This is a genomic window from Methylorubrum sp. GM97, assembly GCF_024347855.1.
In the GTDB taxonomy this organism is placed as follows: Bacteria; Pseudomonadota; Alphaproteobacteria; order Rhizobiales; family Beijerinckiaceae; genus Methylobacterium; species Methylobacterium extorquens.
The window spans coordinates 982,781-998,347 of sequence record NZ_AP025942.1 but is presented as its reverse complement, the minus strand read 5'-3'; the positions used below and the strand labels follow the sequence as shown (position 1 = coordinate 998,347).

The 15,567-nt window shown below is 67.7% G+C and carries 12 protein-coding genes and 2 pseudogenes; 12 read left to right on the top strand and 2 right to left on the bottom strand.

Translation table 11 applies throughout. The features are described from left to right. The first annotated feature begins 1 nt into the window (after window position 1). From nuoK to MSPGM_RS04740, 11 genes and pseudogenes are all read left to right on the top strand, one after another. On the top strand, window positions 2-307 hold the full coding sequence (gene nuoK / locus MSPGM_RS04790; protein WP_003598182.1) for an NADH-quinone oxidoreductase subunit NuoK: 306 nt from the start codon (window positions 2-4) through the stop codon (window positions 305-307). Window positions 308-365: 58 nt separating this feature from the next. After that, window positions 366-2,468: pseudogene (gene nuoL / locus MSPGM_RS04785) on the top strand (NADH-quinone oxidoreductase subunit L); the annotation flags it as partial. Between the two features lie 7 nt (window positions 2,469-2,475). Then, a complete protein-coding gene (locus tag MSPGM_RS04780; RefSeq protein ID WP_003598180.1) occupies window positions 2,476-4,059 on the top strand; it encodes an NADH-quinone oxidoreductase subunit M in 1,584 nt (527 codons plus the stop codon). Then, window positions 4,056-5,495 (top strand): NADH-quinone oxidoreductase subunit NuoN, encoded by a 1,440-nt coding sequence (gene nuoN / locus MSPGM_RS04775; protein ID WP_003598179.1) that lies wholly within the window; start codon window positions 4,056-4,058, stop codon window positions 5,493-5,495. The genes MSPGM_RS04780 and nuoN overlap by 4 nt, the downstream gene beginning before the upstream one ends. A gap of 19 nt (window positions 5,496-5,514) precedes the next feature. Then, window positions 5,515-6,354 carry a biotin--[acetyl-CoA-carboxylase] ligase gene (locus MSPGM_RS04770; RefSeq protein ID WP_003598178.1) on the top strand — a complete coding sequence of 280 codons (840 nt, stop codon included), beginning with the start codon at window positions 5,515-5,517 and terminating at the stop codon, window positions 6,352-6,354. 19 nt (window positions 6,355-6,373) lie between these two features. Continuing rightward, complete coding sequence (locus MSPGM_RS04765; RefSeq protein WP_261926181.1) at window positions 6,374-8,047, top strand: ribonuclease J; 1,674 nt, start codon at window positions 6,374-6,376, stop codon at window positions 8,045-8,047. A 150-nt stretch (window positions 8,048-8,197) separates the two neighbouring features. Further along, window positions 8,198-8,602, top strand: coding sequence for a methylmalonyl-CoA epimerase (mce, locus tag MSPGM_RS04760; protein ID WP_003598176.1), 405 nt, complete (start codon window positions 8,198-8,200; stop codon window positions 8,600-8,602). Between the two features lie 65 nt (window positions 8,603-8,667). Next, window positions 8,668-9,009, top strand: coding sequence for a DUF1467 family protein (locus tag MSPGM_RS04755; RefSeq protein ID WP_012752224.1), 342 nt, complete (start codon window positions 8,668-8,670; stop codon window positions 9,007-9,009). 475 nt (window positions 9,010-9,484) lie between these two features. After that, complete coding sequence (gene proS, locus MSPGM_RS04750; RefSeq protein ID WP_003598172.1) at window positions 9,485-10,810, top strand: proline--tRNA ligase; 1,326 nt, start codon at window positions 9,485-9,487, stop codon at window positions 10,808-10,810. A 12-nt stretch (window positions 10,811-10,822) separates the two neighbouring features. Next, window positions 10,823-12,142, top strand: a complete 1,320-nt coding sequence (locus MSPGM_RS04745; RefSeq protein ID WP_003598170.1) for a lipoprotein-releasing ABC transporter permease subunit — start codon at window positions 10,823-10,825, stop codon at window positions 12,140-12,142. Between the two features lie 15 nt (window positions 12,143-12,157). After that, a complete protein-coding gene (locus tag MSPGM_RS04740) occupies window positions 12,158-12,868 on the top strand; it encodes an ABC transporter ATP-binding protein (protein WP_003598168.1) in 711 nt (236 codons plus the stop codon). A gap of 203 nt (window positions 12,869-13,071) precedes the next feature. Here the strand turns inward: MSPGM_RS04740 and MSPGM_RS04735 are convergent, their stop codons facing one another. Continuing rightward, on the bottom strand, window positions 13,072-13,704 hold the full coding sequence (locus MSPGM_RS04735; RefSeq protein WP_256371270.1) for an exopolysaccharide biosynthesis protein: 633 nt from the start codon (window positions 13,702-13,704) through the stop codon (window positions 13,072-13,074). A gap of 251 nt (window positions 13,705-13,955) precedes the next feature. Here MSPGM_RS04735 and bcsS point away from each other — a divergent pair, with 251 nt between their 5' ends. Next, window positions 13,956-14,717 (top strand): cellulose biosynthesis protein BcsS, encoded by a 762-nt coding sequence (gene bcsS / locus MSPGM_RS04730; RefSeq protein ID WP_261926180.1) that lies wholly within the window; start codon window positions 13,956-13,958, stop codon window positions 14,715-14,717. 52 nt (window positions 14,718-14,769) lie between these two features. On the opposite strand, the pseudogene MSPGM_RS04725 reads toward bcsS, so the two are convergent. Further along, a pseudogene (locus MSPGM_RS04725) lies at window positions 14,770-15,470 on the bottom strand (SDR family NAD(P)-dependent oxidoreductase). Window positions 15,471-15,567 lie beyond the last annotated feature (97 nt).

The following is a 15,567-nucleotide window of genomic DNA, read 5'->3' as shown; positions in this document are numbered from 1 at the left end:
GATGATCGGATTGAGCCACTACCTGACGGTTGCCGCGATCCTGTTCACGCTCGGCGTGCTCGGCATCTTCATCAACCGCAAGAACGTCATTGTCATCCTGATGTCGGTCGAGCTGATCCTGCTCGCCGTGAACATCAACCTCGTCGCCTTCTCGACCCACCTCAACGACATCACCGGACAGGTCTTCGCCCTGTTCGTGCTGACGGTCGCCGCGGCCGAGGCCGCGATCGGGCTCGCGATCCTGGTGGTGTTCTTCCGCAACCGCGGCTCCATCGCCGTCGAGGACGTGAGCATGATGAAGGGCTGACGCTCCCTCCAAGAGAGCCCCGACCCTTCGTCCGCCTGCTGCGAGGCACGACCGACCCATGTATCACGCGATCGTCTTCTTCCCGCTCATCGGCGCTCTGATCGCCGGCCTGTTCGGCCGGTTCATCGGCGCGCGGATGAGCGAGCTCGTGACGACGGGCTGCCTCGCCTTCGCAGCTTTGCTGTCCTGGGGCGCCTTCTTCCTCGTGACCGGCGACGGCCGCGCCGAGACCGTGCCCGTCGCCCAGTGGTTCACCGCCGGCGACCTCGTGGTCGATTGGGCCTTCAAGGTCGACACGCTGACCGCGGTGATGCTGGTGGTCGTGACCTCGGTCTCGACCCTCGTGCACCTCTACTCCATCGGCTACATGCACGAGGATCCGCACCGGCCGCGCTTCTTCGCCTACCTGTCGCTGTTCACCTTCGCCATGCTGATGCTGGTGACGGCCGATAACCTCGTGCAGATGTTCTTCGGTTGGGAGGGCGTCGGCCTCGCCTCCTACCTGCTGATCGGTTTCTGGTACGAGAAGCCCTCCGCCAACGCCGCGGCGATGAAGGCCTTCATCGTCAACCGCGTCGGCGATTTCGGCTTCTCGCTCGGCATCTTCCTCGTCTTCGTCCTGACGGGTTCGGTCGGTTTCGACGCGATCTTCGCCAAGGCCCCGGAGCTGAAGGACGCGACCTTCCACTTCCTCGGCCATGACTGGCACGCCCTGACGCTCGCCTGCCTGCTCCTGTTCATGGGCGCGATGGGCAAGTCGGCGCAGTTCCTGCTGCATACGTGGCTCCCCGACGCGATGGAGGGCCCGACCCCGGTTTCGGCCCTCATCCACGCCGCCACCATGGTGACGGCCGGCGTATTCATGGTCGCGCGCCTGTCGCCGCTGTTCGAGCTGGCCCCGACCGCGCTCACCGTCGTCACGGTCATCGGCGGCATCACCGCCTTCTTCGCGGCCACCGTCGGCCTCGTGCAGAACGACATCAAGCGGGTCATCGCCTACTCGACCTGCTCGCAGCTCGGCTACATGTTCGTCGGCCTCGGCGTCGGCGCCTACGCCACGGGCGTGTTCCACCTCTTCACCCACGCCTTCTTCAAGGCGCTGCTGTTCCTCGGGGCCGGCTCGGTCATCCACGCGATGCACCACGAGCAGGACATGCGGAACATGGGCGGCCTGCGCCGCTACATCCCCTTCACCACGGCGATGATGACGATCGGCACGATCGCGCTGATCGGCTTCCCCTTCACCTCCGGCTACTACTCGAAGGACGCGATCATCGAGGCGGCCTACATGTCGGACCGCCCGGGCCACGTGCTGGCGTTCCTCGCCACCGTGATCGCCGCGCTGATGACCTCGTTCTACTCCTGGCGCCTGTTCTTCCTCACCTTCGAGGGACCGCAGCGCTGGGTCGCGCACGGCGCACACGGGCATGACGATCACGCGCATGCGGCGCACGACCACGTCCACGCGGCCACCGCGCATGAAGCCGACGGCGCGCCGGGGCACCACGAGGGTGTCGCCCACGACGATCACGGTCACGACGTCGAACCCGCTTCGCACAGCGCGGTCGAGCATCACGATCACGCGCCCCTCACGCCGCACGAGAGCCCGCTCGTGATGACGATTCCGCTGGCGATCCTGGCCTTCGGCGCCCTTTTCGCCGGCCTGATCTTCAAGGAGCGCTTCATCGGGCACGACATGGACAAGTTCTGGGGCAACGCGCTCCCGCACGGGTCCGGCAACGACATCATGCACAAGATCCACGATGCGCCGGGCTGGGTCGCCGCCTCGCCCTTCGTGATGCTGGTGCTCGGCTTCCTGCTGGCCTTCTGGATGTACCTGCGCCGGCCCGACCTGCCGCATCGCCTCGCGGAGTCGCAGCCGATCCTGTACCGCTTTCTGCTCAACAAGTGGTACTTCGACGAGATCTACGACCGGATCTTCGTCCGGCCGGCCAAGAACTTCGGCCTGTTCCTCTGGAAGGAGGGTGACGGGCGCGTCATCGACGGCCTCGGCCCCGACGGCATCTCGGCCCGGGTGGTGGACATCACCCGCGGCGTGGTCCGCCTCCAGACCGGCTACGTCTACCACTACGCCTTCGTGATGCTCGTCGGGGTCGCCGGCCTGATCACGTGGTACCTCGTCTCCGGCGTGCCTGGGGGACCCACTGATGCTCGGCCTCGGCATTCTCTCCGGGCTTCTGATCGTCCCGCTCGCGGGCGCCGCCTTCATCCTGACGCTGGGTGAGGAGACGGCGGCGGTGAAGCGCAACGCCCGCTGGGCGGCGCTGATCACGACGATCGTCACCTTCCTGCTCTCGCTGGCCGCCTGGGCCCGCTACGACATCGCGTCCCCGAGCTTCCAGCTGGTCGAGAGCCATGCGTGGCTCGCCGAGACGATCCGGTTCAAGCTTGGCGTCGACGGCTTCTCGATGCCGCTGATCCTGCTCACGACCTTCCTGATGCCGTTCTGCATCGGGGCGTCGTGGCTGTCCGTCGAGAACCGGGTGAAGGAGTACTTCGTCGCCTTCCTCGTCCTCGAGACGACGATGATCGGCGTGTTCTGCGCCCTCGATCTGGTGCTGTTCTACCTGTTCTTCGAGGCCGGCCTGATCCCGATGTTCCTCATCATCGGCATCTGGGGCGGCAAGCGGCGCATCTACGCCAGCTTCAAGTTCTTCCTCTACACCTTGCTCGGCTCGGTGCTGATGCTGCTCGCCATCATGGCGATGTACTGGGAGGCCGGCACCACCGACATCCCGACGCTGCTGGCGCACCGCTTCCCCGTGCATATGCAGACCTGGCTCTGGCTCGCCTTCTTCGCCTCCTTCGCGGTGAAGATGCCGATGTGGCCGGTCCATACCTGGCTCCCCGACGCCCACGTCGAGGCGCCGACCGCGGGCTCGGTGATACTGGCGGGCATCCTGCTGAAGATGGGTGGCTACGGCTTCATCCGGATCTCGCTGCCGATGCTGCCGGATGCGAGCGCCCAGTTCGCGCCGCTGGTCTTCGCGCTGTCGGTGATCGCGATCATCTTCACCTCGCTCACCGCGATGATGCAGACCGATATCAAGAAGCTGATCGCCTACTCGTCGGTGGCGCATATGGGCTTTGTGACGCTCGGCCTGTTCACGCTGAACGAGCAGGGCATCCAGGGCGCGCTGTTCCTGATGATCTCGCACGGCATCGTCTCGGGCGCGCTCTTCCTCTGCGTTGGCGTCGTCTACGACCGGATGCATACCCGCGAGATCGCGGCCTATGGCGGCCTCGTGAAGCGGATGCCGCTCTACGCGGCGGCGATGATGGTCTTCACCATGGCCAATGTCGGCCTTCCCGGCACCTCGGGCTTCGTCGGCGAGTTCCTGGCGATGATGGGGGCCTTCAAGGCCAACCCCACGGTCGCCTTCTTCTCGGTCTTCGGCATCATCCTCTCGGCGGGCTACGCGCTGTGGCTCTACGCCCGGGTGATCTACGGGAAGCTCGACAAGCCCAACCTCCAGGGCATCCTGGACCTCGACACCCGTGAGAAGATCATTATCGCGCCGCTCGTCGCGCTGACGATCTGGTACGGCGTCCACCCGGCGCCCGTGCTCGACACCTTCGCGCCGTCCACCGAAGCGCTGGTGCAGAACATGCGCGGGGCGCTTGCCAACACGCAGACCGCCGAGGCCGCTGCCAAAGCCGCGAAATCCGCCGCCGCGGAGAAGACGGCCGCCCTCGAGTCCCAGAAAACCGTCGAGGCCGCCGCGCGATGACCCCGATCCAGTCCGTCCTGCCGGCGATCACGCCGGTCCTGCCGGAGATCATCCTGAGCGTCGGCGCTCTGCTGCTCGTGCTCTACGGGGCGTGGCGCGGCGAGCGCTCGTCCGAGGGCGTCAATGTCGGCGCGCTGATTCTGCTGATCTTCACCTTCTTCCTCGTCGTCTCCCAGTCGGGCAGCGTGACGACGCTGAACGGCGCTTTCATCGCCGATCCATTCGCGCGGATCATGAAGGCGCTGATCCTGATCGGCTCGGCGGCGACCATCCTGCTGTCGCGAGACTATTTTCAGCGCGAGCGCATCGACCGGTTCGAGTACCCGATCCTGATCGTGCTCTGCACCGTCGGCATGCTGGTGATGGCCTCGGCCAACGACTTGATCTCGCTCTATCTCGGTCTCGAGCTGCAATCGCTCGCGGCTTACGTCATCGCCGCCTTCCACCGCGACGACGTGAAGTCCACGGAAGCCGGCCTGAAGTACTTCGTGCTCGGCGCGCTCTCGTCGGGCATGCTGCTCTACGGCGCCTCGCTGGTCTACGGCTTCACCGGCACGGTTTCTTTCCCCGGCATCGTCACCGCGCTCGACGGTCCGTCGAGCTTCGGCATCGTGCTCGGCATCGTGTTCGTGGCCGCCGGCGTCGCCTTCAAGCTCGCCGCCGTGCCGTTCCACATGTGGACGCCGGACGTCTACGAGGGCTCGCCGACCCCGGTCACCGCCTTCTTCGGCTCCGCGCCGAAGATCGCGGCCATGGCGATGACGGTGCGCGTCTTCATCGGCGCCTTCCCCGACGTCACGGCGGTCTGGCAGCAGATCATCATCTTCGTCTCGATCGCCTCGATGGCGCTCGGCTCGTTTGCCGCGATCGGCCAGCGCAACATCAAGCGCCTGATGGCCTATTCCTCCATCGGCAATGTCGGCTACGCCCTGATCGGCCTCGCCGCGGGCTCGGAGGAGGGCATCCGCGGCGTGGTGATCTACATGATCATCTATCTCGCGATGACGCTCGGCGCTTTCGCGGTGCTGCTCTCCATGCGCCGCAAGGACCAGATGTTCGAGACGATCGACGATCTCTCGGGCCTCTCGCGCACCCATCCGTGGCTGGCCTTCTGCCTTGCCGCGATGATGTTCTCGCTCGCCGGCATCCCGCCGCTCGCCGGGTTCTTCGCCAAGTTCTACGTCTTCGCCGCCGCCATCAAGGCGGGCCTCGTGACGCTCGCCGTCGTCGGCGTGGTGACCTCGGTCGTCGGCGCCTTCTACTACCTGCGCCTCGTCAAAGTGATGTACTTCGACGAGGCCAAGGCCCCCTACGAGCGGATCCCGCCGGGCTCGGCCATCGTGCTCGGCGTGTCGAGCGCGGTCGTGGTGCTGTTCTTCCTCGTTCCGGCCCCGCTGGTCGCGGCGGCGGGCGACGCTGCCAAGTCGCTGTTCTGAGGTCGCTGTCCTGAGGCGGATGCAGTTCCGGCTAAGTCAGGCGGCCCGGTCCGAGGGGCATCGGCTCCACAGCCACGACCGGCTCGACTCGACCAACAGCGAGGCCATGCGCCTCGCCCAGGGCGGCGAGACGGGCCCGCTCTGGGTCACGACCCAACGCCAGGAGGCGGGCCGCGGCCGACGCGGCAACGCCTGGACCTCGCCGGAGGGCAACCTCGCCGCGAGCCTGCTGATGCCGGTGGCCGGCGTGGCGCCGGAGATGGTGGCCACGCTGGGCTTCGTGGCGGGCGTGGCGTTGGTGGACGCTCTGCGCGATGCGTGCCGTTTAGCCCTCTCCCCGCGTGCGGAGATGGGGGATGCACCGCTGCCGCAGGGCATTGCTCCTAGCGCTGCCGCCATCCATCTGAAATGGCCCAACGACGTCCTCGCCGACGGCCAAAAACTCGCCGGCATCCTGCTGGAGGCCGAGACGCTGCCGGGCGGGCGGCGGGCGGTGGTGGTCGGTTTCGGCGTCAACGTCGCGGCGGCGCCGGACGGTTTGCCCTATCCGGCGGCGGCGCTTGCGGCTTTTTCCGCGGCGGATGCGCCGATGCTGCTCGAATTCCTGTCGGAACGGTTTGTCGAAGCCGTCCGGATCTGGAACAAGGGGCGCGGATTCTCGAATATCCGGCGGCGGTGGCTGGAGCGCGCGGCGGGGGTAGGGGCCCCCGTGTCGGTTCGCATGGCCGAAGTCACGCTGACGGGCATCTTTGAAACGATCGACGAGGGGGGGCGGCTCGTGATCCTCGCCCCGGACGGAACCCGACGAACCGTGACGGCGGGCGAGGTGCATTTCGGAAGTGCCGCGACGGCGGCCTGAGACTGGATAGACGAACAAGATGACGACACGGCAGGACGAACTCGTCTTCGTGCCGCTCGGCGGCGTGGGCGAGATCGGCATGAATGCGGGCCTCTACGGGATCGGACCCGAGAAGCAGCGCAAATGGATCATGGTCGATTGCGGAATGGGCTTTGCCGGCGAAGAGGGATTGCCCGGCATCGACCTGATGTTCCCCGATCTCACCTTCATCGAGGAGCGCAAGAAGGACCTTCTCGCCATCTTCATCACCCACGCGCACGAGGACCATATCGGCGCGATCTCCGAGCTGTGGCCGCGCATCAAGGCGCCGGTCTACGCCACGCGGTTCGCCAAGAACTTGCTCGAGACCCGCCGTCTCTCCGAGCCCGGCGCGCCGAAGGTGGATCTCCGCGAGATCAAGCCGGGCCGTCGGGTGACCGTCGGGCCGTTCGAGATCGAGTTCGTGCCCGTGGCCCACTCGATCCCGGAATCGAACGCGGTGGCGATCCGCACCGAGCACGGCCTTGTGCTCCACACCGGCGACTGGAAGCTCGACGACACCCCGGTGGCCGGCGACTCGACGTCCCCCGAGGCGTTCACGGCTTTGGGCGACGAGGGCATCCTCGCGCTCATCTGTGACTCCACCAACGTGCTGCGCGAGGGCCGCTCGCCGAGCGAGTCCGAGGTCTCCGCGACCCTGCACAAGCTGATCGAGAACGCGCCCCACCGCGTGGCGGTGACGACCTTCGCCAGCAACGTCGCGCGTATCCGTGCCGTGGCGGAAGCCGCGCAGGCCTGCGGGCGTCAGGTGATTGCCGTCGGCCGCGCCATGGATCGGGTGATCGATGTCGCCCGCGAGTGCGGCTACCTCGACGGGCTGCCGGATTTCCTCGCGGCCGAGTCCTACTCCCACATCCCGCGCGACAAGGTGGTCTGCCTGCTCACCGGCTCGCAGGGCGAGCCGCGGGCGGCGATGTCGCGGGTCTCGCGCCACGACCATCCGGCGATCTCGCTCACGGCCGGCGACCGGGTGATCTTCTCGTCGCGCGCCATCCCCGGCAACGAGCGCGATGTCGGCTCCATCATCAACGACCTGATCGAGGACGGCATCGAGGTCATCACCGACCGTACCGAACTCGTCCACGTCTCCGGCCATCCCCGCCGCGAGGAGATGGTGACGATGTATTCCTGGACACGGCCGAAGGCGGTCGTTCCGGTGCACGGCGAGGCGCTGCATCTCGACGAGCATGCGCGCTTTGCCCGTTCGCAGGGCGTCGAGTCGGTAGTGAAGGCCCGCAACGGCGCGGTGGTCCGCCTCGCGCCGGGCAAGCCGGAGGTGGTCGAGCACGTCCGCGCCGGGCGGCTCTACAAGGACGGCAACGTCCTCATCGACTCCAAGGACCGGGCGATCCCCGAGCGGCGCAAGCTCTCGCAGACCGGCATCGTCTCGGTGGCCATCGCCATCGACGAGCGCGGTGAGGTGATCGGCGATCCGGCGGTCGACATCATGGGCCTGCCCAATCGCGGCCGGACCGGCGAACCGCTGCTCGACACTGTGGTCGATACGGTCAACCGCACCCTCAACGGTCTGCCGCGCGGCAAGATGAAGGATTCGGAGGCCGTCGAGAACGCGGTCGATCGCGCCGTGCGCTCCGCCGTCAATGAGGCCTGGGGCAAGAAGCCCGCCTGCCACGTGCAGGTGGTGGAGGTGTGATGGCGTCGCGCCCGCTTCGCCACGGCAAGCGGGCGCGCGCCGCGTGAATGCGCGACCTTTCCGGAGAGAGAGGCGCGCGGGATCGCATCCATCAAGCCCGGCGCGGATGGCTGGGCACGACGTTCGAGACAACAAGGGAGGGAGGCAGCAATGATCGGACGGCTCAATCACGTCGCCATCGCGGTGAAGGATCTCGATGCGGCGACGGCGGTCTACCGCGACACGCTCGGCGCCAAGGTGACCGAGCCGCTGCCGCAGCCGGAGCACGGCGTGACGGTGGTGTTCGTGGAACTGCCCAACAGCAAGGTCGAGCTGATGTCGCCGCTCGGCGAGAACTCGACCATCCAGGGCTTCGTCGACAAGAACCCGGCCGGCGGCATCCACCATGTCTGCTACGAGGTCGAGGACATCATCGCCGCCCGCGACCAGATGAAGGCGGCCGGAGCCCGCGTGCTCGGCACCGGCGAGCCGAGGATCGGCGCCCATGGCAAGCCGGTGATCTTCCTCCACCCCAAGGACTTCCTGGGAACGCTGGTGGAGCTGGAGCAGGTCTGAGGGACCGTTCTTCAGTCCCACTCGATCGGTCGGGCACGGGCCCGGCCGTTTCATATCGTTTGAAAATGATGACCCGCTTGTCCCTTCGCACCCTGACCGCCTCGACCCCGCTGACCCTTCTGACCGTGCTGGCGCTGACCGCTTTGTTCGCGACGGTGGCCGTGAAGGGGTTCGAGCTGACGGTGTTCGGCGCGCTGGCGCTCTACTTCGTGCTGTGGTGGACCTTCCTGTTCGCGATCCTGCCGCTGGGGAATGCTGCCGAGGCCGATCCGCAGCGGCTGGTGCCCGGCCAGGATCCGGGAGCGCCCGCGAGCCCGCGCCTGCGTGAGAAGGCTTTGCTGACGACGCTCCTGGCCGCCATCGCGTTCTTCGCGGCGTTGCTGATCTTCCCGCTCGCCCGCCTGTAAAGGGCGACGGGGCGCTCCGCCTCCCGAGTAGACGTCCACTGCGCCGAAGAAGAGGCTCGGTCCAAAAACAAAAAGCAAGGCACGAGGCCTTGCTTTGGATAACCGAAGTATTTTTCAGCCTGATTTATGTCGCGCATTGCTTGCGGCGCGTTGGCTGATTGTTCCTCCCAAGACCCGGACCGTGCGCTGCCTTGTGGGCTGCGACCATCACGGCGCTGCTTATAGGAAGAACATTTCCCTTTGTCATCAGGGTAGAGACGGTTCGCGGCGCTTTTTTGCAAACGACGCGTCAAACCGCCTTCACCGGCCCTCGCGAACGCTGCGCCCGGCTGCTTCGCCGGCTTCGTTCCGCCGCATTGCCGGCCGACCCTGTGTTCGCAGGGCGCTTGTGTTTTGCGGGGGCAATGTGTTGTGTGCCTCCGCACGCTGGCCTAGCTCCTCTCCGGCTGCGCCCGCCCGCTTCCAAGGTCGAATGATGCGTCTCTCCCGCTACTTCCTGCCGATCCTGCGCGAGACGCCGAAGGAAGCGGAGATCGTTTCGCACCGCCTGATGCTGCGCGCCGGCATGATCCGCCAGGAGGCAGCCGGCATCTATGCGTGGTTGCCGCTGGGTCTGCGCGTTCTGAATAAGGTCTGCGACGTCGTCCGCGCCGAGCAAGACCGCGCGGGCGCCATCGAGATCCTGATGCCGACGATCCAGGCCGCTGACCTCTGGCGCGAATCCGGCCGGTACGAGGCCTACGGCAAGGAGATGCTGCGCCTGAAGGACCGCCACGAGCGCGAACTGCTCTACGGGCCGACCGCTGAGGAGGTCGTCACCGAGATCTTCCGGGCCAGCACCCGCTCCTACAAGGATCTGCCGAAGAACCTCTACCAGATCTCGTGGAAGTTCCGCGACGAGGTGCGCCCGCGTTTCGGCACTATGCGCTCGCGCGAATTCCTAATGAAGGACGGCTACTCCTTCGACATCGATCAGGCCGCGGCGCGCCACTCCTACAACAAGGTCTTCGTTTCCTACCTCCGGACCTTCGAGAGGCTCGGCCTGCGGGCGATCCCGATGCGCGCCGATACCGGCCCCATCGGCGGCGATCTCAGCCACGAGTTCATCATCCTGGCCAAGACCGGTGAGAGCGAAGTCTTCTGCGATCAGGCCTATCTCGACATGCCGGTGCCGCCCCCGTCCGTCGATTTCGACGACGTGGCCGGGCTGCAGGGCGTGGTCGATGCCTGGACCTCGCACTACGCCGCCACCGACGAGATGCACGACGAGGCGGTCTTCGCCGAGGTGCCGGAGGCCTCGCGTCTCTCCGCCCGCGGCATCGAGGTCGGCCATATCTTCTATTTCGGCACCAAGTACTCGACCCCGATGAAGGCGGTCGTCACCGGCCCCGACGGAAGCGAGCGGCCGGTCCATATGGGCTCCTACGGCATCGGCCCGAGCCGGCTCGTGGCGGCGACCATCGAGGCGAGCCACGACGAGGCCGGCATCATCTGGCCGGACGCGATCGCCCCCTTCGACGTGGCGCTGATCAACCTCAAGGTCGGGGATGGCGCCTGCGACACGGCCTGCGCCGAGATCCAGGCGGCCCTAGAGACGGCGGGCCTGTCGGTTCTCTACGACGACCGCGACGAGCGGCCGGGCGCCAAGTTCGCCACCGCGGACCTGATCGGCCTGCCCTGGCAGGTGATCGTCGGCCCGAAGGGTCTGGCCGAGGGGAAGATCGAGCTGAAGCGCCGCGCCAGCGGGGAGCGCGAGACCCTCGATCCCGTCGATCTCCCCGCTCGCATCCGGCGCCTCTGAGGACCGGCCGCGATGGCGCTTGCGTTGGGTAAGGCCGGTGTCTCCTTGAAGGGCATTCTCGCGCGGCTGAAGAACGCCCGCGCGAGCGCCTCCACGCCGCCCTTCGCGGGGTTCGAGTGGATCATCGCCGGGCGCTACCTGCGGGCGCGCCGCCGGGGCGGCGGCGTCTCGGTGGTGGCCCTGTTCTCCGTGCTCGGCATCGCGGTGGGGGTGGCCACCCTCATCATCGTGCTCTCGGTGATGAACGGCTTCCGCTCGGAACTGCGCTCCAAGATCATCGGGCTCAACGGCCACGTCTTCGCCGCGCCGATCGACCGGCTGTTCACCGACTACGTCGATCTGTCCGACCGGCTGGAAAAGGTCGCGGGCGTGCGCGCCGTGGTGCCGATGGTGCAGGGGCAGGCCTTCGCCTCCTCGCCCTATGGCGGCTCCGGCGTGCTGGTCCGCGGCGTGCGCGAGGCCGACCTGCCGAAGATCCCCGCCGTCTCCGGTGCGATCAAAGGCGGGACGCTCGAAGGCTTCGACGACGGCCAGGGGGTGGCGCTCGGCAAGCGGCTCGCCGACGCCCTCGGCCTCCAGGCAGGCGATCAGGTGACGCTCTCGACGCCGAAGGGCGCAAGCACGCCGTTCGGCACCGCCCCGCGCACCAAGACCTACGCCGTCAAGGCGATCTTCGAGATCGGCGTGACCGATTTCGACACCACCATGGCCTTCATGCCGCTGGCCGAGGCGCAGGCCTTCTTCAACCGCGACGGCGATGTCAGCGTGATCGAGATCTATCTCGACAATGCCGACGCGGTGGGCGAGATGCGCGAGCCCCTGGAGATGGCGGCCGAGCGCCCGGTGCTGCTGACCGACTGGCGCCAGACCAACCGCACCTTCTTCGGCGCGCTGGAGGTGGAGCGGAACGTGATGTTCCTGATCCTCAACCTCATCGTGATCGTGGCGACCCTCAACATCATCTCGGGGCTCATCCTGCTCGTGCGGGACAAGTCCTCGGACATCGCGATCCTGCGCACCATGGGGGCGACGCCGGGCACGATCATGCGGGTCTTCCTCATCAACGGGGCGCTGATCGGCCTCGTCGGCACGGCGATCGGGCTGATCGGCGGGGTGCTGTTCACCCTCAACATCAAGCCGATCCAGCGCACTCTGTTTCCCACCGCCTGGGACCCGACCGTGCGCTTCCTCGCCGAGATCCCGGCCGAGATGAACACGAGCGAGGTCGTCATCATTGTGATCACCTCGGTGCTGCTGTCGCTGGCGGCGACCCTCTATCCCTCCTGGCGCGCCGCCCGGCTCGATCCGGTGCAGGCCCTGCGCTACGGCTGACGGAACGCCCCCGATATGGCTCAGACGAATGCCGGCGGCGCCCAGCCCGTGCCGGCCCTGTTCTTCGCCGGCGTCCAGCGCCGCTACCACCAGGGCGAGGGGACGCTCGAAATCCTGCGCGGCACCGATCTCGCGATCTGGCCGGGCGAACTCGTCGCCCTGGTCGCGCCCTCGGGCGCGGGCAAATCGACCCTGCTCCACGTGGCCGGCCTGTTGGAGCGTCCGGACGGCGGCGAGGTCTATATCGGCGGCCAGCCCACGGCCGGCATGTCGGATGGCGAGCGCACCCGCCTGCGGCGCGAGGAGATGGGCTTTGTCTACCAGTTCCACCATCTACTGCCGGAGTTCTCGGCGCTGGAGAACGTGGTGCTGCCGCAGCTCATCCGCGGGCTGGCCCGCAAGGAGGCGGAGGCGCGCGCTGCCGAACTGCTCGGCTTCCTCGGCCTGAAGGAGCGGCTGCCGCATCGCCCGGCCGAACTGTCGGGCGGCGAGCAGCAGCGCGTCGCCATTGCCCGCGCGGTCGCCAACGGGCCCCGCCTGCTGCTTGCCGACGAGCCGACCGGCAACCTCGATCCCCAGACCGCAGGCCGGGTCTTCAGCATCCTGCTCCAGCTCGTGCGCGCCTCCGGCCTCGCGGCGCTGATCGCGACCCACAACATGGATCTTGCCGCCCGCATGGACCGCCGCGTGACGATCCGCGACGGGATGATCGAGCAGTTGGCATAGGGGATCGTCGAAAGCGTCAGCGCAGCGGACCCATCGGCGGGGGCGATCCCGTTTCCGGCGATCCGCCCTGGGCGACCGCATTCATCGCTTCGCCGACACTCGCGGATCACGCCGAGCGGCGCCGCCCCGATCGAGGGCACGCGGCCCCTGCCGGCAAAGCGGTCCCGTTCAGGAGAGGGGTCGTTCGGCGGCTTGGAGAGGCGCTACAGCCCGAGGCCGGGGATCGCCTGCGAGAGCCAGGCGAAGGCGCCCATGATGCTGGCGAACAGAGTGTAGACGAAGCCGATCGAGATCCCGACGCCGACGCCGCCGATCAACAGGCCGATCAGCACCACGAACCCGTCGCGCTCCACCAGTCCGAGGCCGATCAGCGAGACCGCGAGTCCGAGCGGGATCTGGCCGAAGAAGGGCGGGGCCACGATGAGCGCCAGCGCCAGCGCCAGGATCAGCACGCCCATGCCGCGCATGCCGACGGCGCCGTCGAACACGCTCAGGCGCGGGCGCGACCAGCGCTCCAGCCGGCGCAGCAGGGGCACCGCCCGCTTCACCGCCTTCGCCACCGTTTCGCGGGCGATCGATTGATCGAGCAGCCGACGCGGCAGCCATGGGGCGGACATGCCGGCCACGATCTGAATGGCGATGACGAGCAGGACCAGACCGCAGACCAGCGGGATCGGCGGCGGCATCGGCAGGCAGTTGGGCAGGCCGAGCAGAACCACGAGCAGCGCGAAAGCGCGGTCCCGCAGCACGGCGATGATGTCGCCGACGGTCAGACGCTCGCTCTCCTGGCTCGCAAGCATCGTGAGAACGTCGGAAGTGCGCGCAGCGGAGGACAAACCGGCTCGGCCGTTCGATTTTTCGGTAAGCGCGGCTCTAGCCCAACCCAGCCCATCCGCCAAGCGCTCCGACCGGCGCGCGCGTGCCGTGCCACACGGGGCCTTTCCACGCTCAGGTTGTTGAAATCGCCGGTGTAGTTATTTCAAGTAAATCCACACCGTTAACTTATCTTAAGTTGTAAATTTCTCTTAACTATAGCCGGTTGCTGTGACAACCATTGGTCGTTCCGCCGACGACTGCGCGACCTCCAATGTCGAAACGCGCATCCTCCCGTGATGGCCTGCGCCACCCGGCTCCGTCCCGGCGGGCCGCAAGCCGTCTCGCCCTCGCTGTCCTCGCCCCGTTCGTCACCCTCGCTTGTGACCCGGCCCGCGCTGACGATGCGACCCTTCGGACGGTCCTGTTCGGCAGCATGGATGCCGGCGCTTCCGCGTTTTCCGCAGCCGGAGCGAAGCTCGTCTTCGATCGGTTCGACCGCGATGGCCCCGTCGCCCTGGTGACGGCCGGGGGCGGCGTGCGGCTGGAGGGCGGAGGCGGCATGCCGGTCCTGACGCGCTTCACCGCGCTCGGGGCAGCGCTCGGCGGCTACCAGTTCATCCGGGAATGGGGGGCGGTGACGGTGTTCGCCGGCCCGGAAGCCTCCTGGGAGGCGCTGTCCGGCCCCGGCTTCGTGCAGGCGCTGCCCCTGCGGGCGGGTTTTCGCCTGCACGGCGAGGTCTGGGCACGACCGACCGAGACGACCCTGATGACCGCGACGGTGATCCTCGGCTCCGCCCGCGGCGACGCCTATGCCCGGCTGTCCTGGGGCACCGCGCTGTTCGGCGCGTATCTCGGCCCGGAGGCGGCCTTCTACGGCGACCAGACCGATTACCGGAAATGGAGCGTCGGGCTGCATGTCACCGACTACGCGATGGGCGGCTACCGCTTCCGCCTCTCCGCCGGAGGCCAACTCGAGACGCGGCTCAACCAGTGGAACCCCTACGTCTCCCTCGCCGTCTGGAGCGCGCTTTGAGGCATCATACCGAAAGCCGCCGCCACGGTTCGGGACGATGCTTGAGGCCGGCTTACCCCTTGGTCCGCAGTGAGGAGCGCCCGCCATCGACGCCGATCACCTGCCCCGTGACGTAGCCCGCCTCCGGGCCGACGAGGAAGGCGGCGAGTGCGGCGACATCCTCGGGCTCGCCGAGGCGCTGGAGCGCGTGCATCGACGCGATGCCGGAGGCCAGCGTCGCGTTGCGGGTGATGGCCTCGGCGAGCGGCGTACGGGTCAGCGAGGGGGCGACGACGTTCACCCGGATCGCGGGCGCGAGTTCCGCCGCCAGCGAGAGGGCGAGCCCCTCGACCGCCCCCTTGGCCATGGCGACCGAGGCATGGTGCGAGAAGCCCTGCGCGACGGCGACGGTGGAGAACAGCACCACGCCCGCGCTTGCCTCTCCCGCTCCGGCCTTGAGCGCGGGGGCCGCTGCCTGCACCGCCAGAAAGGCACCGAGCGCGTTGATGCGGAAATCAGACTCGATGCGCGCTGGGTCGAGCTTGGCCAAAGGCGCGAGCTGGATCGTGCCGACCGCGTAGACGAGGCCGCCGAGGCGCGGGCCCGCCTCCGAGGCGACGCGCGGAAACCGGTCTCGCCGAGTTCGGAGGCCGCCCGCTCCAGGCGCTCCGGATCGCGGCCGACGAGGTGGAGGGCCGCCCCCCGTCCGCGCAGGGCCCGCGCCGTGGCAAGGCCGATGCCGCCGGTTCCGCCGTAGATCACGACCCGTTCCATGAAGCCCCCTGTCGGGCGGCGTCCACCCGACGATTTCGCCCAAAGATTTCGCCGGTGCCTGAAATCCACTAGCTAAGGCGGAGCCGGTCGGCGTGGA